15 protein-coding genes are annotated in these 18,892 nt (G+C 64.8%); 5 read left to right on the plus strand and 10 right to left on the minus strand.

Annotation, left to right across the window (positions count from 1 at the left end; translation table 11 throughout):
* Nucleotides 1-46: 46 nt before the first annotated feature.
* Entirely contained in the window at nt 47-2,014 is a 1,968-nt protein-coding gene (gene shc, locus HAP40_RS12880) for a squalene--hopene cyclase (RefSeq protein WP_166817447.1), read from the plus strand.
* Complete coding sequence (locus HAP40_RS12885; RefSeq protein WP_166817446.1) at nt 2,011-2,775, plus strand: phosphorylase; 765 nt, start codon at nt 2,011-2,013, stop codon at nt 2,773-2,775. The genes shc and HAP40_RS12885 overlap by 4 nt, the downstream gene beginning before the upstream one ends.
* Nucleotides 2,776-2,890: 115 nt before the next feature.
* On the opposite strand, the gene hpnH is transcribed toward HAP40_RS12885, so the two are convergent.
* Nucleotides 2,891-4,051: an adenosyl-hopene transferase HpnH gene (gene hpnH, locus HAP40_RS12890; RefSeq protein ID WP_166817445.1), complete on the minus strand. Its 1,161-nt coding sequence runs from the start codon at nt 4,049-4,051 to the stop codon at nt 2,891-2,893.
* A gap of 35 nt (nt 4,052-4,086) precedes the next feature.
* Complete coding sequence (gene ispH, locus HAP40_RS12895) at nt 4,087-5,013, minus strand: 4-hydroxy-3-methylbut-2-enyl diphosphate reductase (RefSeq protein ID WP_166817444.1); 927 nt, start codon at nt 5,011-5,013, stop codon at nt 4,087-4,089.
* 459 nt (nt 5,014-5,472) lie between these two features.
* On the opposite strand from ispH, the gene HAP40_RS12900 reads away from it, so the two are divergent.
* Complete coding sequence (locus HAP40_RS12900) at nt 5,473-8,061, plus strand: MMPL family transporter (protein ID WP_166817443.1); 2,589 nt, start codon at nt 5,473-5,475, stop codon at nt 8,059-8,061.
* On the opposite strand, the gene HAP40_RS12905 is transcribed toward HAP40_RS12900, so the two are convergent.
* Nucleotides 8,029-8,652, minus strand: a complete 624-nt coding sequence (locus HAP40_RS12905) for a DUF2147 domain-containing protein (protein ID WP_166817442.1) — start codon at nt 8,650-8,652, stop codon at nt 8,029-8,031. The genes HAP40_RS12900 and HAP40_RS12905 overlap by 33 nt on opposite strands.
* 141 nt (nt 8,653-8,793) lie before the next feature.
* Between HAP40_RS12905 and hpnO the strand changes: the two genes are divergently transcribed.
* A complete protein-coding gene (gene hpnO, locus HAP40_RS12910; RefSeq protein WP_166817441.1) occupies nt 8,794-10,185 on the plus strand; it encodes an aminobacteriohopanetriol synthase HpnO in 1,392 nt (463 codons plus the stop codon).
* Between the two features lie 119 nt (nt 10,186-10,304).
* Here hpnO and HAP40_RS12915 read toward each other — a convergent pair whose 3' ends face one another.
* The 6 genes from HAP40_RS12915 to HAP40_RS12940 all read right to left on the minus strand — a co-directional run bounded on the left by HAP40_RS12915 (nt 10,305) and on the right by HAP40_RS12940 (nt 15,727).
* Nucleotides 10,305-11,072 (minus strand): anti-sigma factor family protein, encoded by a 768-nt coding sequence (locus tag HAP40_RS12915; protein ID WP_166817440.1) that lies wholly within the window; start codon nt 11,070-11,072, stop codon nt 10,305-10,307.
* Nucleotides 11,069-11,617 carry a sigma-70 family RNA polymerase sigma factor gene (locus tag HAP40_RS12920; RefSeq protein WP_166817439.1) on the minus strand — a complete coding sequence of 183 codons (549 nt, stop codon included), beginning with the start codon at nt 11,615-11,617 and terminating at the stop codon, nt 11,069-11,071. Before HAP40_RS12920 ends, HAP40_RS12915 begins: the two co-directional genes overlap by 4 nt.
* A 115-nt stretch (nt 11,618-11,732) precedes the next feature.
* Nucleotides 11,733-12,068: a cupredoxin domain-containing protein gene (locus HAP40_RS12925; RefSeq protein WP_166817438.1), complete on the minus strand. Its 336-nt coding sequence runs from the start codon at nt 12,066-12,068 to the stop codon at nt 11,733-11,735.
* Nucleotides 12,069-12,080: 12 nt separating this feature from the next.
* Nucleotides 12,081-13,025, minus strand: coding sequence for a metallophosphoesterase family protein (locus tag HAP40_RS12930; protein WP_166817437.1), 945 nt, complete (start codon nt 13,023-13,025; stop codon nt 12,081-12,083).
* A 178-nt stretch (nt 13,026-13,203) separates the two neighbouring features.
* Nucleotides 13,204-14,094, minus strand: a complete 891-nt coding sequence (locus HAP40_RS12935) for an alpha/beta fold hydrolase (protein WP_166817436.1) — start codon at nt 14,092-14,094, stop codon at nt 13,204-13,206.
* A gap of 13 nt (nt 14,095-14,107) precedes the next feature.
* Nucleotides 14,108-15,727 (minus strand): GMC family oxidoreductase, encoded by a 1,620-nt coding sequence (locus HAP40_RS12940; protein ID WP_166817435.1) that lies wholly within the window; start codon nt 15,725-15,727, stop codon nt 14,108-14,110.
* A gap of 172 nt (nt 15,728-15,899) precedes the next feature.
* Between HAP40_RS12940 and HAP40_RS12945 the strand changes: the two genes are divergently transcribed.
* Complete coding sequence (locus tag HAP40_RS12945) at nt 15,900-17,072, plus strand: M20 aminoacylase family protein (RefSeq protein WP_166817434.1); 1,173 nt, start codon at nt 15,900-15,902, stop codon at nt 17,070-17,072.
* A gap of 113 nt (nt 17,073-17,185) precedes the next feature.
* On the opposite strand, the gene HAP40_RS12950 is transcribed toward HAP40_RS12945, so the two are convergent.
* On the minus strand, nt 17,186-18,814 hold the full coding sequence (locus HAP40_RS12950; RefSeq protein WP_166817433.1) for an inorganic phosphate transporter: 1,629 nt from the start codon (nt 18,812-18,814) through the stop codon (nt 17,186-17,188).
* Between the last annotated feature and the right edge of the window lie 78 nt (nt 18,815-18,892).

Below are 18,892 nucleotides of genomic sequence, written 5' to 3' on the forward strand. Positions count from 1 at the left end.
CAATGACCCGGTCAATTTCAATCGACTATCGGAGCAATCGAACGACATGGATTCCGTGAACGCGACCAGCCGCGAAACCTTGGAATCGAAAACCTTGGAATCGAGCATTGCGTCGGCTACGCAAGGCGTCCTCGAATTCCAGCAATCCGACGGCCATTGGGTGTTCGAGCTCGAGGCCGATTGCACGATTCCGGCCGAATACATCCTCTTGCGCCACTATCTCGCAGAGCCGGTCGACACCGCGCTCGAGGCCAAGATCGCCAATTATCTCCGCCGCGTGCAGGGCGCCCATGGCGGCTGGCCGCTGGTGCATGACGGCGAGTTCGACATGAGCGCCAGCGTGAAGGCGTACTTCGCGCTGAAGATGATCGGCGACTCCGTCGACGCGCCGCACATGGTGCGCGCGCGCGAGGCGATCCATGCCCGTGGCGGCGCCATCAACAGCAACGTGTTCACCCGCTTCCTGCTCGCGACGTTCGGCGTCGTGACCTGGCGCGCGGTCCCGGTGCTGCCGATCGAGATCGTGCTGCTCCCGTTCTGGTCGCCGTTCCACCTCAACAAGATCTCCTATTGGGCGCGCACCACCATGGTGCCGCTGATGGTGATCGCGGCGCTCAAGCCGCGCGCGCGGAATCCGAAGGGCGTCGGCATCGACGAGCTGTTCCTGCAGGATCCGCGCTCGATCGGCATGACCGCGAAGGCGCCGCACCAGAGCATGGCCTGGTTCGTGCTGTTTCGCTCGCTCGATGCCATTCTGCGCGTGATCGAGCCGATGTTTCCCAAGAGCCTGCGCAAGCGCGCCATCGACGCGGCGCTCGCCTTCACCGAAGAGCGCCTCAACGGCGAGGACGGCATGGGTGCGATCTACCCGCCGATGGCCAACATCGTCATGATGTATGACGCGCTCGGCAAGGACGAGAATTATCCGCCGCGGGCGACGACGCGCCGCGGCATCGACAAGCTGCTCGTCATCCACGGCGAGGAGGCCTATTGCCAGCCCTGCGTCTCGCCGGTGTGGGACACGACGCTGACCGCCCACGCGCTGCTGGAAGCCGGCGGCGACAAGGCGGTGCCGGCGGCCAAGCAGGGCCTCGACTGGCTGATCCCCAAGCAGGAGCTCGAGGTGAAGGGCGACTGGGCGGTGAAGCGGCCCGACGTGCGCCCCGGCGGCTGGGCCTTCCAATACAACAATGCGCATTATCCCGATCTCGACGACACCGCCGTCGTGGTGATGTCGATGGACCGCATGCGGCGGGAGCACGGGGTTGCCGGCTACGACGCCGCGATCGCCCGCGGCCGGGAGTGGATCGAGGGCATGCAGAGCCGCGACGGCGGCTGGGCCGCCTTCGACGTCGACAACCTCGAATATTACCTGAACAACATCCCGTTCTCGGATCACGGCGCGCTGCTCGATCCGCCGACCGAGGATGTCACCGCGCGCTGCATCTCGATGCTGGCCCAGCTCGGCGAGACCGAGAAGACCAGCAAGCACGTGGCCGACGGCGTTGCCTATCTCCGCAAGACCCAGCACCCCGAGGGGTCCTGGTACGGACGCTGGGGCATGAACTTCATCTATGGAACCTGGTCGGTGCTCTGTGCCCTCAACATGGCCGGCGTCGACCACAAGGACCCCATGATTCGCAAGGCCGCGGGCTGGCTGGCCTCGATCCAGAACGAGGACGGTGGCTGGGGTGAGGACGCCGTCAGCTATCGCCTGGACTACAAGGGCTGGGAGGCTGCGCCCTCGACCGCCTCGCAAACGGCATGGGCCTTGCTTGCCCTGATGGCGGCAGGCGAGGTCGATCACCCCGCCGTCGCCCGCGGGGTGGAGTACCTGATTGCAACACAGAACAAAAAAGGACTGTGGGACGAGCAGCGGTACACCGCCACAGGCTTCCCCCGCGTGTTCTATCTACGTTATCATGGTTATCCAAAGTTCTTTCCGCTGTGGGCGTTGGCGCGGTATCGGAACTTGCGGAACACCAACAGCAGGGTGGTAGGGGTCGGAATGTGACTTTGGGGACGGGGGACTATTTTTCCGTGGGGAATACCATCGACCCGCGGCCGATATTGATCGTGACTGGACTGGTTCAGGAGGCCCGCATTGCGGCCGGGCCTGGAATGGCGGTCATCTGTTCATCCAGCAGCCCGACCCAGTTGCGGGCGCTGCTGACGGTGGTGGATCCCAATACGATTCGCGGCGTGATCTCGTTCGGCGTGGCCGGCGGGCTTGACCCGACGCTGCGCTCCGGCGACGTCGTGCTGGCGACCGAGGTGCTCTCCGGTGACACCCGCTGGGCCGCCGGGCTGTCGCTCGGCGACGACCTCATCGATCGCCTGACCTCGGGGCGCCGCCGCGTGGTGCGCGGCAGCCTCGCCGGTGCCGAGGAAGTGGTCACGAAGCGCTCCTGCAAGGCGGCGCTGCATTCCGAGACGGGCGCTGCGGCGGTCGACATGGAAAGCCACATCGCGGCCGCCTACGCCGCCGAGGCCGGGCTGCCCTTCGCCGCGGTCCGCGTCATCAGCGATCCCGCCCATCGCGCGCTGCCGGCGCTCGCCCGCGCCGCCATCAAGCCGAACGGCCAGATCGACCTTGCGGCCGTGCTGCGCGGCATCGTCCGCAACCCGGCGACGCTGCATGCACTGGTCTCGACCGGCATCGACTTCAACCGCGCCCTGCGGTCTTTGCGCGGCTGCCGCGACTACCTGATCGGCACCGAGTTCACCGACAGCGATCTCACCGGCAGCGACGCCGTGATCTCCAAGGCGGCCTGAGCGGTTTCGTCCAGCTGACACAGAAAAGGCCCGGTCGCCATTGGCGATCGGGCCTTTTTCGTTGATGCCGCAGCCCGGATGGAGAGTGCGGTCCGGGCTCCAGGCCGTGTCTCGCTTACGCGGCGGTCGAAGCCTTCTGCGCCGCCTTCGCCTGCGCGGCGGCGGCTTCGTCCTTGCGGATCTCGGAGAGCTTCTTCTGGACCTGCTCGGAGAAGATGTACTGCGCCGGGCGCTGCTTGGACATGTCGATCTCCGGCGCCATCGGGCCCGAGGTCTTGATGCCGCGCAGCGACACCCACATCGCCTTCAGCGGGTTGTTGAGGGCAGCGGTCGCCGCCGTCGGCTCGTAGCCGCAATGGGCCATACAGTCGGCGCACTTCTCGTACTTGCCGGTGCCGTAGGTTTCCCAGTCGGTGGTGTCCATCAGCTCCTTGAAGGTCTTGGCGTAGCCTTCACCGAGCAAATAGCAGGGCTTCTGCCAGCCGAAGATATTGCGCGCGGGCATGCCCCACGGCGTGCACTCGTATTCCTGGTTGCCGGCGAGGAAGTCCAGGAACAGGCCGGAATGCATGAAATTCCACTTCTTGCCCTTGCCCATGGCGAAGACGTCGCGGAACAGCTTCTTGGTCTTGGTGCGGTTGAGGAAGTGCTCCTGGTCCGGCGCGCGCTCATAGGCGTAGCCCGGCGACATCGAGACGCCGACACCGAGCTCGACAGTCAGGTCGAGGAATTTCGCGATCTCCTCGGCCGGGTGGCCGTCGAAGATGGTGGCGTTGACGTTGACGGTGAAGCCGCGCGCCTTGGCCGCCTTGATCGCGGACACGGCGCGGTCGAACACGCCCTTCTGCGACACGGCCTTGTCGTGATGGTCCTTCAGGCCGTCCAGATGCACCGAGAAGAACAAATACGGGGAGGGCGTGAACAGGTCGAGCTTCTTCTCGAGCAGCAGCGCGTTGGTGCAGAGCGAGACGAACTTCTTACGTTCGACGAGGCCGCGCACGATCTCGCCGATCTCCTTGTGGATCAGCGGTTCGCCGCCGGGGATGGCGACCATCGGCGCGCCGCACTCGTCGGCCGCGTCCCAGCACTCCTGCGCCGTCATGCGGCGGTTGAGGATCGCATCGGGATAATCGATCTTGCCGCAGCCGACGCAGGCGAGGTTGCAGCGAAACAGCGGCTCCAGCATCAGCACGAGCGGATAGCGTTTGCGGCCAAGCATTTTCTGCTTGAGCAAATAGCCGCCGATGCGCATTTCCTTGAAGAAGGGGATAGCCATTACAAGTTTCTTTCTGGGATTGGAATTCGGGTGGGTCAGCTCGCAGCCAGTTGGGCCGGAAGCCGGAATTCGATGTTTTCCTCGCGTCCCGGCAGCACCGAGACCTGCACTGGTCCGATTCGCCGCATCGCTTCGATCACGTCATCCACGAGTACCTCGGGCGCCGAAGCGCCGGCCGTGACGCCGACGGTCCTGGCATCTTTCAACCACTCCGGATTGAGCTCGCTGCCGTCGGCAATCAAATAACTCGCGACCCCGGCTTCAGTGCCGATTTCGCGGAGCCGGTTCGAGTTCGAGCTGTTGGCAGCGCCCACCACCAAGATCACGTCGACCAGCTTGCTCAGATCCCTTACCGCAGATTGGCGGTTCTGTGTCGCATAGCAGATATCCCGGATATCTGGACCTTGAATATCTGTAAAGCGGGCCTGGAGGGCCGCGATGATGTCCCTGGTGTCGTCGACCGACAGGGTGGTCTGGGTGATGTAGGCCACTGGCGTATCCGCGGGCAGCGTCAGGGCCTTAACCTCTTCAACGCTTTGAACAAGTAGCACCGGGGCGGGAACCTGGCCCATCGTGCCCTCGACCTCAGGGTGTCCGGCATGGCCGATCAGGATCAAGATGCGTCCCCTGCTGACGTAGCGCTTCCCCTGATTGTGAACTTTCGTGACCAGCGGGCAGGTGGCATCGAGCACCGGAAGGTCGCGCGCCGCGGCCTCGTCCTCGACGCTGCGAGCGACGCCATGGGCGCTGAACACCGTCACGGCCTTCGGCGGCACCTCGGACAATTCCTCGACGAAGATCGCGCCCTTGGTCTTCAGGCTCTCGACCACGTACTTGTTGTGCACGATCTCATGGCGCACGTAGACGGGCGGGCCGTACTTCTCCAGGGCCCGTTCCACGATCTCGATCGCGCGCACCACGCCCGCGCAGAAGCCGCGCGGCTGCGCCAGATAAACTTCCATGGGACGTCCATCACGCAAGTTGCACCAATCCGCTTCAAGTTCCCGGCAGCACCCCGATACTGACCCGTACGGTGCAATATCCGCACCATCGGTCTCGCACGCGGTAGCCAACCACCCCCGTCGGGCTCCGGCGCATGGAGGCGCAATGCTTTGTGTCAAAAAATCGGCAGAAAGGGAAGGTGGAATGAACCCGGGGTTCCCAATCCGATCGATTTTACGGTATTATGGTGTGTGACTTCTGGAAGGCAAGAGGGCGACATTTGTGCTCACCCCTTCGTCACTTTCCCGCCTCAACTCCCCGGCTATACCGACCGCCCCGCATGATTTTGCCACGGTCTCCGCCGTTTACCTCGAACCTGCTGGCGGCGAGTGCCACTCAAAACAGCAATAGGTTTCGCCCGGGAACTCCGATAAACAGCGGGCGTTTCCGGCAAGCTGTTAACCGCAGAAAGAAAAGAAGTGCTGCAAAGCGTAGTCGTTGCCATTGTCAGGGCCTGCACCCGGTTTGCCTCCCTCGTCGTCGTTCTCGGGCTCCTGCTGTCGGTGGGAGCGAGCTATTACGCTGCGCGCCACTTCGCCATCAACACCGACATCAATTCGCTGATTTCTCAAAATCTCGACTGGCGCAAGCGTGACCAGCAGTTCGACAAAGCGTTCGATCAGAACGAAACGATCCTCGCCGTGGTCGAGGCCCGGACGCCGGAAATGGCGAGCGCAGCGGCGGACGCGCTCTACACCAAGCTGAAGGACGACAAGACCAACTTCCTGTCGCTGCAGCAACTCGGCAGCGGCGAGTTCTTCGAGAAGAACGGCCTGCTGTTCCTGCCGACGGAGGAAGTCGGCAAGATCACCGGTCAGTTCGAATCCGCCGCGCCCCTGATCGAGATCATGGCTGGCGATCCCTCGATCCGCGGCCTCACCGGCGCGCTGGAGACCGGACTTGCCGGCGTCAAGCGCGGCCAGGTCAAGCTCGACAACACCGAGCGTCCGTTCAACCTGATCGCGCAGACGGTCGAAACCGTGCTCAACAAGGGCAATGCGAGCTTCTCCTGGCGCGAACTCGTCAGCGACGAGCCGCTGAAGGATTCGGACAAGCGCGCTTTCATCGAGTTCAAGCCGATCCTCGACTACAACGCGTTGGAGCCCGGCAAGGATGCCACCGACGCGATCCGGAAAGCGGCGGCCGATCTCGATTTTGCAACCAAGTACCAGGCGCGGGTGCGGCTCACCGGCCCGGTGCCGATCGCCAACGAGGAATACGCGACCGTTCAGGAAGGCGCCGTCGTCAACGGCATCGGCACCATCCTGGTCGTGCTGCTCATCCTGTGGCTGGCACTGCATTCGGCCAAGATCATTTTCGCAGTGTTCATCAATCTCTTCGTCGGCCTTGCGCTGACGACCGCGGCCGGCCTGATGATGGTCGGATCGTTCAATCTGCTGTCGATCGCGTTCGCGGTGCTGTTCGTCGGCCTCGGCGTCGATTTCGGCATCCAGTACAGCGTCCGCTACCGCTCGGAGCGCTACAAGCACAACGACCTCTCGGGTGCGCTGGTGCTGGCCGCGAAGCGCTCGGCGGTGCCGCTGTCGCTCGCCGCGATGGCCACGGCGGCCGGCTTCCTCTGCTTCATGCCGACCGACTACAAGGGCATCGCGGAGCTCGGTCAGATCGCCGGCGTCGGCATGCTGGTGGCGTTCCTTTCGTCGATCACCGTGCTGCCCGCGCTGCTGAAGCTGCTGAACCCGCCCGGCGAGATGGAGCCGGTCGGCTATGCCTTCCTGGCGCCGCTCGATCACTTCCTGGAGACACACCGCGTGCTGATCGTGGGCGGCACTCTGCTGCTGGCGCTCGGCGGCCTGCCGCTGCTGTACTTCATGAAGTTCGACTTCAATCCGATGAATCTGCGCAATCCGCGCGCCGAATCGATCGCGACCTTCCTCGACCTGCGCAAGGATCCCAACACCGGCGCCAATGCCATCAACGTGATGACGACGTCGGAAGAGCAGGTGAAGCAGATCGAGGCGAGGCTCGAGAAGGTGCCCGAGGTGCTGCGCGTGATGTCGCTCGACAGCTTCGTGCCGCAAGACCAGCCGCCGAAACTGAAGCTGCTCGCGCAGGGCGCCAAGGTGCTGAATCCCGCGCTCAATCCCGACCAGATCGACCCGGCGCCATCGGATCAGGAGAACGTCGAGGCGTTGAAATCCTCGGTCGACAACCTGCGCCGGACCGCGGGCGACGCGAAGGGGCCGGGTGCCGTCGCCTCGCGCCGGCTCGCCGACGCGCTCGAGAAGCTCGCCAATGGCGACGAGGCCACGCGCAACAAGGCGCAGGATGTGTTCGTCGCGCCGATGAAGATCGTGTTCGGCCAGCTCAGGAACGCGATGCAGGCCGAGCCGGTCACGTTGAAGTCACTGCCGCCGGATCTCGTCAGCGCCTGGAAGAGCAAGGACGGCATCATCCGCGTCGAGGCCTTGCCGAAGGGCGATCCCAATGACAACGACACGCTGCGCAGATTTGCTGCGGCTGTGCTCGAGGCGGAGCCGACCGCGATCGGCGGCCCGGTCTCGATCCTGAAATCGGGTGACACCGTGGTGAAGGCGTTCATCCACGCCGGCATCTATGCGCTGCTGGTGATCGGCCTGCTGTTGTGGATCACGCTCCGCCGCTTCGTCGACGTGCTCATGACGCTGGTGCCGCTCCTGGTGGCCGGCGCGGTGACGCTCGAGATCTGCGTGCTGATCGGCCTGCCGCTCAACTTCGCCAACATCGTCGCATTCCCGCTGCTGCTCGGCGTCGGCGTCGCCTTCAAGATCTACTATGTCGTGGCCTGGCGCTCCGGCAGAACGAATCTGCTCCAGACCAGCCTGACACGCGCGATCTTCTTCAGTGCGCTGACCACCGCGACGGCGTTCGGCAGCCTGTGGCTGTCGAGCCATCCCGGCACGTCGAGCATGGGCAAGCTGCTCGCACTCTCGCTGGTGACGACGCTTGCCGCCGTGCTGCTGTTTCAGCCGGCCCTAATGGGCAAACCCCGCAATCTCAGGGAGTAGGCAGATGTCGCCGACCTGGTCGGCGCCCTTCTGACCGGGCTTGGCGGCCGCCTTCGGGGCGGCAGGCGCAGGTGCAGGCGCTGTGGCCCCGGTCGTTGCGGGGGCTTTCGGTGCCGCGCCGGTGGACTTCGGCGCGCCCTTGGCGATGGCGTTGGCGGAGCTCAAGGGAATCGGCGGGCCAACGCGGGTCCAGGTCTCGCCCCCGCACAGGAAGCCCATCACGCAGCCCTTGATCTCGAGCTGGTCGGGGCCTGCGGGCGTGATGGTCGCGCTATAGAGCTGCCCGTCCTTCGCGTTGTAGACCTGACCTTCCCACTGATCGACGCCGGGCTTCTTCTTCATGTCGATCAGGGTCGCCATGCCCAGCGTCGGCCTGTTCTTTTTTGAAGCATCCGGATTGTTCTCGTCGCGGCCGCCGGGCTGTTTTTCCCAGGAAACCGCGCCCCACATGCTGCCACTGCATTGGGCGACACGGATGTTGGCGACGCCGTCGGCGACCCGCCAGTCGCCGGTCGGGTCCGCGGCGAGCGCGGGGGTCAGACAGGTGAAACCGCCAGCCAGTATAATTCCGGTGTAAAGGGCTAAACGCATGGGTGTTCCTTGGCCGTGCAACATGGTCTAAAGCTCTGCTTGCGAAGATGGTCCGAAAAAGGGCAAAAGGCCGCACAGAGCCTTTTCGACGGCGGTCCGTTTTCAGTTGACGGGACGGCCCTCAACCGAAGTATGTAGCGGATGCACAGTCCAAATCCAGACATGTCTCAGCTGTTCGCGGACCGTCAGGCCCAGCGCAGCACCCTGCATAACCGATACCTGAACGAGCAGATGGTTCGGGTCCTCAAGACGATCGGCTACGACGTCGGTTTCCAGAAGGGGCAGGGGCAGTATCTCTACGACCGCGAGGGGGCGCGCTATCTCGACCTCCTGTCCGGCTTTGGCGTGTTCGCAATCGGGCGCAATCATCCCGTCATGCGCGAGGCGCTCAAGAGCGTGCTCGATGCCGACCTGCCCAACCTCGTCCAGTTCGACGTCTCGACGCTGGCCGGCGTGCTGGCCGAGCGCCTTCTGAAATACGTCCCTTATCTCGACAAGGCGTTCTTCGCCAATTCCGGCGCGGAATGCGTCGAGGCCGCCATCAAGTTCGCGCGCGGCGCGACCGGCCGTCCCGGCATCGTCTATTGCGCCCACGGCTATCACGGCCTGACCTATGGCGCGCTGTCGCTGACGGGTGATTCGAACTTCCGCACCGGCTTCGAGCCCCTGCTGCCGGGCTGCACGTCGATCCCGTTCAACGATCTGGCCGCGCTGGAAAAGGCGCTGGCCTCGCGCGAGGTCGCGGCCTTCGTCGTCGAGCCGATCCAGGGCAAGGGCGTCAACATGCCCAACGACGAATTCCTGCCCGGCGCGGCTGCGCTCTGCAAGAAATACGGCACGCTGTTCGTCGCCGACGAGATCCAGACCGGCATGGGCCGTACCGGCCGCTTCCTCGCGGTCGAGCACTGGAACGTCGAGCCCGACATGGTGCTGCTGTCGAAGTCGCTGTCGGGCGGCCACGTGCCGGTCGGTGCGGTGCTGACGCGCAAGGCCATCTTCGACAAGATCTTCAACCAGATGGACCGCGCGGTGGTCCACGGTTCCACCTTCTCCAAGAACGACCTCGCGATGGCCGCAGGCATCGCCACGCTCGACGTCATGGAGTCCGAGAAGCTGATCGAGTCCGCCGCCAAGCGCGGCGCCGAGCTGCGCCTCGCCCTGACGCGCATGGTGCCCGGCTACGAGCTGATGAAGGAAGTGCGCGGCAAGGGCCTGATGATCGGCGTCGAGTTCGGCCCGCCGAAATCGCTCCGCCTGCGCGCCTCCTGGAACGTGCTGGAGACCGCCAACAAGGGCCTGTTCTGCCAGCTCATCACCGTGCCCCTGTTCAAGGATCACAAGATCCTGACCCAGGTGGCTGGCCACGGCAGCCATACCATCAAGCTCTTGCCGCCGCTCACGATCACCGAGGAAGATTGCAGCTGGATCGAGAAGGCGTTCGACGACGTCATCGCCGGCAGCCACAAGGTCCCCGGCGCGATCTGGTCGCTCGGCAAGACCCTGGTGGACAACGCGGTGAGAAGGTCGGCCTGATTTCGCCGAGCATTTTCGACGATCGTCATTGCGAGCGTAGCGAAGCAATCCAGAATGTGTCTGAGGATGCATTCTGGATTGCTTCGTCGCTTCGCTCCTCGCAATGACGGTGGAGACCGCTACCCCTCCACATTCGCCTTCATCGCCGTCTCGAACTTCGCGACGAACTCGGCGAGCTCGTCGGCGCCGAGATCGCTGACGGCCCAGAAGTTCAGGCCGCGATTGCCCCAGCGGCGGCAGTTGAAGCCCTGCATGGTCTCGGTCTTCGGCGCGCGATATTCCGCGTTCGATGTCTGCGATACGAACAGGTTGATGACGTGCTGGCGGCGCTTGTAGACGACGGCGCCGATGGCGCGGGCGTCGATGTAGTCGAGCCGGCCGCCGACCAGCGTAAAACCTTGCGCGGTGAGGTCGATCACGGGCGGGGCGACGTCGAGCTTGCCATTGAACCAAGGTTTGACCGTGTGCTGATCGGTCGAGATCACGTCGGTGAGGTGGCCGGCCTGAAGCGAGCGCAGATGCGCGGAGACGACCTCCGACAGAATGCGCTGCTGGTCGTCCTGGCGCAGCACCACGGCGACGACGCCGGAGGCCGCGAGCGCAGAGACCGCCGAGCCCATCGCAAAGCCACGCAGCACGGAGCGGCGGGTCGGTTGCCGGCGCTGCGGCTCAGGCAGCGAGGCTTCGATGCGCGCGCGCAGGCTGGCCGGCGCGGTGTAGCGCAAATTGGTATCTTTGAGGACGCGCTGCATCTCGCGTTGCGCCGCGAGCTCTGCCGCGCAGTCCGGGCAACCGGCGATATGGGCTTCGACCTCGCGCGCATGGCCGGCATCGAGCTCGTTGTCGAGCAGCGCGTGAAGCAGGATCCTTGCTTCGTCGCAGGTCATCTCGCTTGCTCCTCTTCCGCCGTCCAGGCCGCGCGCAGCATGGCGCGGGCGCGGGCGAGGCGGGACATCACGGTGCCGACGGGCGCGCCGACGGCCTCGGCAATTTCACGATAGGACAGGTTGTTGATCTCCCGCAGCACGAAGGTTTCCCTGAACGGTTCGGCGAGTGCGTCGATCAGCTTGCGGATCGCGCCGGCATCGCGGCTGCGCAGCACTTCGGTCTCCGGGCTCATCCCAGTCTCCTGCCAGATCGGCGTCTGCTCGGCGGCGCCGGGCGTATCCTCGATCGCGCTGGGCCTGTGCGCACGCCGCGCATATTCTGCGTTGCAGACGTTGCGCAGGATCGCGAACAGCCAGGGCTTCATCGCCGGTCCGCGATAGCTGTCGAAGTGCTTCAGGGCGCGCAGATAGCATTCCTGCACCGCATCCTCGGCGTCGGATGGATCGCGCAAGAGATAGCGCGCGAGCGTGTAGACGTCGTCGAGATAGGGCAGAGCTGCCTCCCGGAAGCGCTGCGCCTTCTGTACATCGTCGGTGGCCGGCATCGCTCCTCGCTCTGCCTCTTGCTTTGCTTCTTCTTTTACCGTGATCGAAGACGCCCGAGCCCGGCCGGCGTGGGACCACCAGCCGGGCAGGACGTTGATGCCTTGGTTGGAGACGTTACTCAACCTTGATCATCCCCGTCATGTGCGGATGCAACGAACAAAAATATTTGTAGTCGCCCGCATTGGTGAAGGTGAAGGAGAACTTGTCGTCGGTGTCCAGGGTCTTGGACCTGAACTTGCCGGCCGAGACGATCGTGTGGGGAATGTCGTCCCGGTTGGTCCAGGTCACGGTAGTGCCGACCTTGATCTTGAGCTCGGCCGGCTGGAAAACGAAGTTGTCGATATGGACTTCCATGTCGTCGGCACGGGCGCTCGTTGCGGGCAGCAGGATGGCCGCGGCCAAAGCGAGACCGAGGTCGACACCGAAGTCGCGGCGATTGAGTGTCTTCATGGTCAGTTTCCGTCAGCCCTGCAGCGGCGTGTCGATGATCGCGAGCCGCTGCTCGTTCTGCTTGAAGTTGACGCTGGCGACCCCGAGCATCGAGCGCAGCCTTGCGTCCTCGACGTTCATCGGTCCGGGCGAGGGGGCGGCCCCCGGCGCCGGCTGCGGGAAGGCGGTCGAGCGCGCGGTGTGGAAGGTGACGTTGCCCTCGACCTTCTGCATCACCTGGTGGATGTGCCCGTTCAGCACGGTGACCGAGCCAAAACCCTTGACGTATTCGAGCGCTCGGCCACCGTCCTCGGTGCCCCAGCCCCATTCGGGATAGACGGTCCAGAGCGGGATGTGGGCGAACAGCACGATCGGCGTCGACTTGGATTTGCCGCGCAGATCGTCCTCGAGCCAGGCGAGCTGCTCGGCGCCGAGATTGCCGAGCCCGCCGGCCTTGAGGTCGACGACGTTGACGAGCCCGATGAAGTGCACGCCGCCGGCGTCGAACGAGTACCAGCCCGCACCCTTGGTGCCGCGGCCATAGCGCTCGCGATAGAACTTCACCTCCTCGTCGAGGAAATCATGCTCGCCGGGCACGTAGTGCACGTCGAGCTTGCTCTGCGAGATGATGCGCTCTGCATTGTCGAACTCGGCGGCCTTCGACAGATGCGTGATGTCGCCGGTGTGGATCATGAAGGAAGGCTTTGCCGGCATCGCGTTGATCTTGTTGACCGCTTCCTCCAGCGTGCCGAGCGCGTTGGGGTTGGCCGGCTTGTCGAAGCCGACATGGCTGTCGCTGATCTGGAGGAAGGTCATGCCCGGCGCGGCGGCAGTCTTAGCTTGCGCGGAATCGATGATGCCGAGCGAGCGCGGCACCCCGCCGGTAATGGTCCAGAGCACCCCGGTGCCGGCCCAGGTCATGCATTCCAGCACCGTGCGGCGGCTGACGCCGTCGTCCCCGTGATCGTGTCCGCTCATCGCGCATTTCCTCCGGCCCGGAATTGGGCGTCGTGGAGGTGATTGGGGGAGCGGGGGACTTATTCCCGGATGGGATGACGATTTCGTGAGGTAACGAGAATAGCAGCCGGCATGGCACGAAGCGGCATGCGGGGCCAGATCTGCGATAGTCCCCGGATTGCGCTTCGTTTGATCCGGGCTATGGACAGGGCTTCGCGAATTCCCGCACAGCCTCCACTACGCGCGCAGGCACTTCCTGCGCCACACAATGTCCGGCGTCGTCGAAGACGAACGTGCTGACGCGCGGAATCAGCGACACGGCGCGTCGCGCCATCTCCTTGTAGATCGGCCCCGATTTCGCGGCGGTCGTGACGCGCACGGGGCAATCGATCTCGGCCAGCGAGGCAAACGGATTGCCGCGAGCATCGCCAACGTAAACCTGCTCCATGGCCTCGTAGATCGGACGCAGGATCGCCGCCTCGATCTCGGGCGTGCAGCAGAGCCGCACCCGGCCATCGTCGAACGCCGTGAAGCCGTGGCGCACATAGGCCCGGAGCGAGGTCTCGGTCCAATCCGCGAACGTCGGCGCTGTGCGGTAGCGTTCGAAGACGGCGTCAGCACTGTCGAACTCGGCGCGTCGGCGCAGTGCGCCCTGCACACGGGACAAGGACTCTTCGTTCAATCCGCCGGAGCGCGCCACGCGCGGGTCCATCACGGTCGGCTCCATCACGAACAGGCGTGTGAACCGCGCAGGCAAGAGTTTTGCCGCGAGCAGCAGGTCGGTCGCGCCGGCGCTGTGGCCGATGCCGTAGACGGCGCGCAGATCGAGCGCGTCGATCACCCGGCAGACGTCGTCGGCATAATCCAGGAAGTGATAGGCGCCCGTCTTGTGACTGGCGCCGTGGCCGCGGCGGTCGAGCGCATACACGGTGCAAGTGGAAGGCAGATCGCGTGCGACCTCGTCCCAGACTTGGGCGACGAACCCGGTGCCGTGCACGAGGAGCGCGGGCGGTTTCCCGCTCTCGCCCCATTGCAGCATGGCGATTTGCGCGTCGGCCGGGCCGATTGAAAAACCGTGTGCGTTGATCATAGGGAAAGGGATGCTACCTTGCATCCTCCAGGATCATCGTCGCGCCCTTCTCGGCAATCATCGCCGTCGGCGTGTTGGTGTTGCCGGAGGTGATCGTCGGCATGATCGAGGCATCGACGATGCGCAGGCCGTCGAGCCCGTAGAAGCGCAATCGCTCGTCCACCACCGCCATCGGATCGTTCGCCGTGCCCATCTTCGCCGTGCCGACGGGATGGAAGATGGTGGTGCCGATATCGCCGGCGGCCTTGGCGAGCGAGGCATCGTCGTCGCCGACCGTGGGTCCGGGCAGATATTCGATCGGGCGATATCTTGCCAGCGCCTTCTGCTGCATCAGGCGGCGCGTGGTGCGGATAGCGTCGGCGCCGACCTGGCGGTCGTCGTCGGTCGACAGATAGTTCGGCGCGATGATCGGCTTTTCGTCCGGGCCCGCCGAGCGCAGGCGCACCGTGCCGCGCGAGGTCGGCTGGAGATTGCAGGCGCTCACCGTGATGGCGGGAAAGCGATGCAGGGGATCGCCGAACTTGTCGAGCGACAGCGGCTGCACGTGGAACTGGATGTTGGCCCGCGCGCGCGTCGCATCGGAGCGCGTGAAGATGCCGAGCTGCGATGGCGCCATGGTCAGCGGGCCGCGACGGCGGAAGGCATAGTCGAGCCCCATCAGGCCGCGGCGGAACAGGTTGTAATAGGTCTCGTTCAGCGTGCGCACGCCTTCGACCTTGTAGATCGCGCGCTGCTGCAGATGGTCCTGGAGGTTGCGACCCACGCCGGGCTTGTCCATCACGATGTCGATGCCGAGCGGCGACAGCCAGTCGGCCGGGCCAATGCCGGAGCGATGCAGCACCTGCACCGAGCCGATCGAGCCGGCCGAGAGGATCACCTCGCGCTTCGCCCGCGCCTCGATGATCTCGCCGTTCTGGATGAAGCGCACGCCCACCGCGCGGCCCTGCTCGATGATGAGACGGTCGACCAGCACATGCTTCTCGAGCCGCAGGTTCGGACGGTTCAGCGCGGGCTTGAGGAATCCGCGTGCCGACGACCAGCGCCGGCCACGCTTCTGGTTGACGTGGAAATAGCTGGTGCCTTCGTTGTCGCCGGTGTTGAAATCGGGGATGCGCTTGATGCCCATCTCCGCGGCGGCATCGCCCACGGCGTCGAGAATGTCCCACGACAGCCGCGGCGCCTCGATGCGCCAGCCTCCGCCGGCGCCGTGATGCTCGCTCGCGCCCAGGAAGTGATCCTCCAGCCGCTTGAACAGCGGCAGCACATCGTCATAGCCCCAGCCGGTCATGCCGAGCTGGCGCCAATGATCGTAATCGGCGGCCTGGCCGCGCATCGAGATCATGGCGTTGATTGCGGAGCAGCCTCCGATCACCTTGCCGCGAGGGTAGGCGAGCGACCGGCCATTCAAGCCCGGCTCGGCCTCGGTCTTGAACATCCAGTCCGAGCGCGGATTGCCGATGGCGAAGAGGTAGCCGACGGGGATGTGGAACCAGATCCAATTGTCGTCGCCGCCGGCTTCGAGGATGAGGACGCGGTTGTTGCGGTCGGCCGACAGCCGGTTCGCAACGATGCAGCCAGCCGTGCCGGCCCCGACGACAATGTAGTCGAACTCACCTTCGAGCCGTCTCGGCATTCGTTTCCCCGGATCGTCACTTAACGTTCCGTTCTAATAGGCAGACGCAGCGGGCCGGGACAAGCCCGGCCATGACGAGAGCACAGGGCTACCCTCGATCCGCGGGAGTTAGGTGGACCGGCGCTTGCATGGTAGACAGTCCTGCATTCTCAAACACAGCTCGAGAGCCTTCATGCCCATCGTGAACCGCGTCGCCGACCTCCAACCCGATATTCAGGCCTGGCGCCGGGACATCCACCAGCATCCGGAACTGCTGTACGATGTACACCGCACCGCAGCATTCGTTGCGGACCGCTTGCGCGAATTCGGCTGCGACGAGGTCGTGACCGGGCTCGGCCAGACCGGTGTGGTCGGCGTGATCAAGGGCAGCAAGCCGGCCGGCGAGGGGCTCAAGACGATCGGCCTGCGCGCCGACATGGACGCGCTTCCGGTCGAGGAGCAGACCAACCTGCCTTACGCATCCAAGAATCCCGGCAAGATGCACGCCTGCGGTCATGACGGCCACACCGCGATGCTGTTGGGAGCGGCCCGCTACCTCGCCGAGACCCGCAACTTCGCCGGCGACGCCGTGGTGATCTTCCAGCCCGCCGAGGAAGGCGGCGCCGGCGGCGCGGCCATGGTCAAGGATGGCCTGATGGAGCGCTTCGGCATCGAGCAGGTTTACGGCATGCATAACGGTCCGGGCATCCCGATCGGCTCGTTCGCGATCCGGCCGGGCCCGATCATGGCGGCAACCGACGAGGTCGACATCATGATCGAGGGACTCGGCGGCCACGCCGCGCGTCCGCACAAATGCGTCGATTCCGTGTTGGTCGGTGCGCAGGTCATCACGGCGCTGCAGTCGATCGTCGCGCGCAGCGTCGATCCGCTGGAATCGGCGGTGATCTCGATCTGCGAATTCCACGCCGGCAACGCCCGCAACGTCATTCCGCAGACCGCGACGCTGAGGGGCACCATCCGCACGCTGTCGCCGGAGGTGCGCAAGCTGATCGAGAAGCGCGTGCACGAAGTGGTCGCGGGCGTGGCCCAGATCACCGGCGCCAAGATCGATCTCCATTACAAGCGCAACTATCCCGTGGTGAACAACCACGCCGCGGAGACCGAGGTGGCGCGGCGGATTGCGAGGCAAGTCGCGGGCGAGACCAACGTGCACGAGATGCCGCCGCTGATGGGCGGCGAGGACTTCGCCTATATGCTGGAAGCGCGCCCCGGCGCCTTCATCTTCTGCGGCAACGGCGACAGCGCCGGCCTGCATCACCCCGCCTACAATTTCAACGACGAGGCGATCGTGTTCGGCACGTCCTACTGGGTCAAGCTGGTCGAGGAATCGCTGGCGGCATCGTAAGAGCTTCCGTCGTCATTCCGGGTTCGGCTCTTCGATTCGCCCCGGAATGACAACCTCGAATGCAAATGGCCGGGACGAGCCCGGCCATTCGCGTTGATGGAGCGTCGTTCCTCTCAGAAGATTCGCGAGAAGATCACGTAGAGCGTGGCCGACAGCATGATCGCGCAAGGCAGGGTCAGCACCCAGGCCATCAGCAGGTTGCGAATCGTCGACCATTGCAGGCCCGAACCATTCGCCGCCATGGTGCCGGCGACGCCCGACGACAGCACGTGGGTGGTCGAGACCGGCAGGCCAAACACGTCGGCGGCGCCGATCGTGGCGGCGGCCACGAGCTCGGCCGAGGCGCCTTGTGCGTAGGTGAGATGGCTCTTGCCGATCTTCTCGCCCACGGTGATGACGATGCGCTTCCAGCCGACCATGGTGCCGAGGCCGAGCGCGATGGCGACCGCGATCTTCACCCAGGTCGGGATGAACTTCGTGGCGGCGTCGAGCGAGCCCTTGTAGGCGTTGAGGGTCGCGACCTCCTCGTTGTTGAGATCGTTCTCCTTGTCCTTCATCAGGAAGCGGATCGCTTCCGAGGTCAGGTACATGTCGTTGCGGGTGTTGCCGACGACTTCGGCCGGCACCTTGTTCAGCGTGCCGTATTTGGCGACCTGATCGCCGACGTCCTTCACCAGCACCGCGAGCGAGGGATAGGTGCCCTCGTTGATGTGGCGCTGCGTGATGTATTGCGTCACCGCCGGACGGGGATCGCCGATGATGCTGTGGCCGGCGCCTTTCGCCGAGATCACCTTGGCGGCGGCCTCCGAGGTCGTCTGGAACTGAGCCACCTGGGATTCCGGCAGCGCGCGGTTGAGCGCGTAGGCCGTCGGCACGGTGCCGATCAGGATCAGCATGATCAGGCCCATGCCCTTCTGGCCGTCGTTCGAGCCGTGCGCGAAGCTGACGCCGGTGCATGTTGCGATCAGCAGGCCGCGGATCCAGAGCGGCGGCGCCTTGTTGCCTTCGGGCGCGGCATAGAGCGCCGGGTTGCGCACGACGAACTTGAGCAGCAGCAACAGCGTGGCCGCGCAGATGAAGCCGAACAGCGGCGACAGCAGCAGCGCGTAGCCGATCTCGGTCGCCTTGGTCCAGTCGACGCCGGAGGTGCCGTCGCGGCCGCGCATCACGGCGTTGGCGACGCCGACGCCAATGATCGAGCCGATCAGCGTGTGCGAGGAGGAGGCGGGCAGGCCGAAGAACCAGGTGCCGAGATTCCACAGGATCGCGGCGATCAGCAGCGCGAAGACCATGGCGAAGCCGGCGCTGGAGCCGACCTGGAGGATCAGCTCGACCGGCAGCAGCGAGACGATGCCGAACGCGACCGCGCCCGAGGAGAGCAGCACGCCGAGGAAGTTGAAGAAGCCCGACCACATCACCGCAACTTCGGCCGGCAGCGAATGGGTGTAGATCACGGTCGCCACCGCATTGGCGGTGTCGTGGAAGCCGTTGACGAATTCGAAGCCGAGCGCGATCAGCAGCGCGACGAACAGGAGGATGTAGGGCAGGTAGGTCGTCACCCGCATGCCGGTGGCGTTGACGTCGGCATAGATGCTGTAGGCGACGAACAGCAGGCCCGCGGCGAGGATGCCGAAGAACAGGATCATCGTCAGCGGGTTGAAGCCCTTGTCGAGATTGGGCCGGGAAGCCGGCTGGACGGGCGTCGGATCGCCTACCGCACGGTCGAATGCAACGTCTGTCATGTCTGGACGCCCCTTAACTTTCAGGTAAGGGTATTGTCCGCGATGCATTTGAAGGCTGCATGACAACCGGGACGTGAA

The organism is Bradyrhizobium sp. 1(2017) (genome assembly GCF_011602485.2).
Taxonomy (GTDB): Bacteria; Pseudomonadota; Alphaproteobacteria; order Rhizobiales; family Xanthobacteraceae; genus Bradyrhizobium.

Bases quoted from the DNA above. Each gene is read 5' to 3' on its own strand.
- hpnH (WP_166817445.1), bottom strand. From the start codon at position 4,051: ATGGCTATCCCCTTCTTCAAGGAAATGCGCATCGGCGGCTATTTGCTC.
- HAP40_RS12925 (WP_166817438.1), bottom strand. From the start codon at position 12,068: ATGAAGACACTCAATCGCCGCGACTTCGGTGTCGACCTCGGTCTCGCT.
- shc (WP_166817447.1), top strand. From the start codon at position 47: ATGGATTCCGTGAACGCGACCAGCCGCGAAACCTTGGAATCGAAAACC.
- HAP40_RS12935 (WP_166817436.1), bottom strand. From the start codon at position 14,094: ATGATCAACGCACACGGTTTTTCAATCGGCCCGGCCGACGCGCAAATC.
- HAP40_RS12945 (WP_166817434.1), top strand. From the start codon at position 15,900: ATGCCCATCGTGAACCGCGTCGCCGACCTCCAACCCGATATTCAGGCC.
- HAP40_RS12950 (WP_166817433.1), bottom strand. From the start codon at position 18,814: ATGACAGACGTTGCATTCGACCGTGCGGTAGGCGATCCGACGCCCGTC.
- HAP40_RS12920 (WP_166817439.1), bottom strand. From the start codon at position 11,617: ATGCCGGCCACCGACGATGTACAGAAGGCGCAGCGCTTCCGGGAGGCA.
- HAP40_RS12930 (WP_166817437.1), bottom strand. From the start codon at position 13,025: ATGAGCGGACACGATCACGGGGACGACGGCGTCAGCCGCCGCACGGTG.
- ispH (WP_166817444.1), bottom strand. From the start codon at position 5,013: ATGGAAGTTTATCTGGCGCAGCCGCGCGGCTTCTGCGCGGGCGTGGTG.
- hpnO (WP_166817441.1), top strand. From the start codon at position 8,794: ATGCACAGTCCAAATCCAGACATGTCTCAGCTGTTCGCGGACCGTCAG.
- HAP40_RS12915 (WP_166817440.1), bottom strand. From the start codon at position 11,072: ATGACCTGCGACGAAGCAAGGATCCTGCTTCACGCGCTGCTCGACAAC.
- HAP40_RS12940 (WP_166817435.1), bottom strand. From the start codon at position 15,727: ATGCCGAGACGGCTCGAAGGTGAGTTCGACTACATTGTCGTCGGGGCC.
- HAP40_RS12905 (WP_166817442.1), bottom strand. From the start codon at position 8,652: ATGCGTTTAGCCCTTTACACCGGAATTATACTGGCTGGCGGTTTCACC.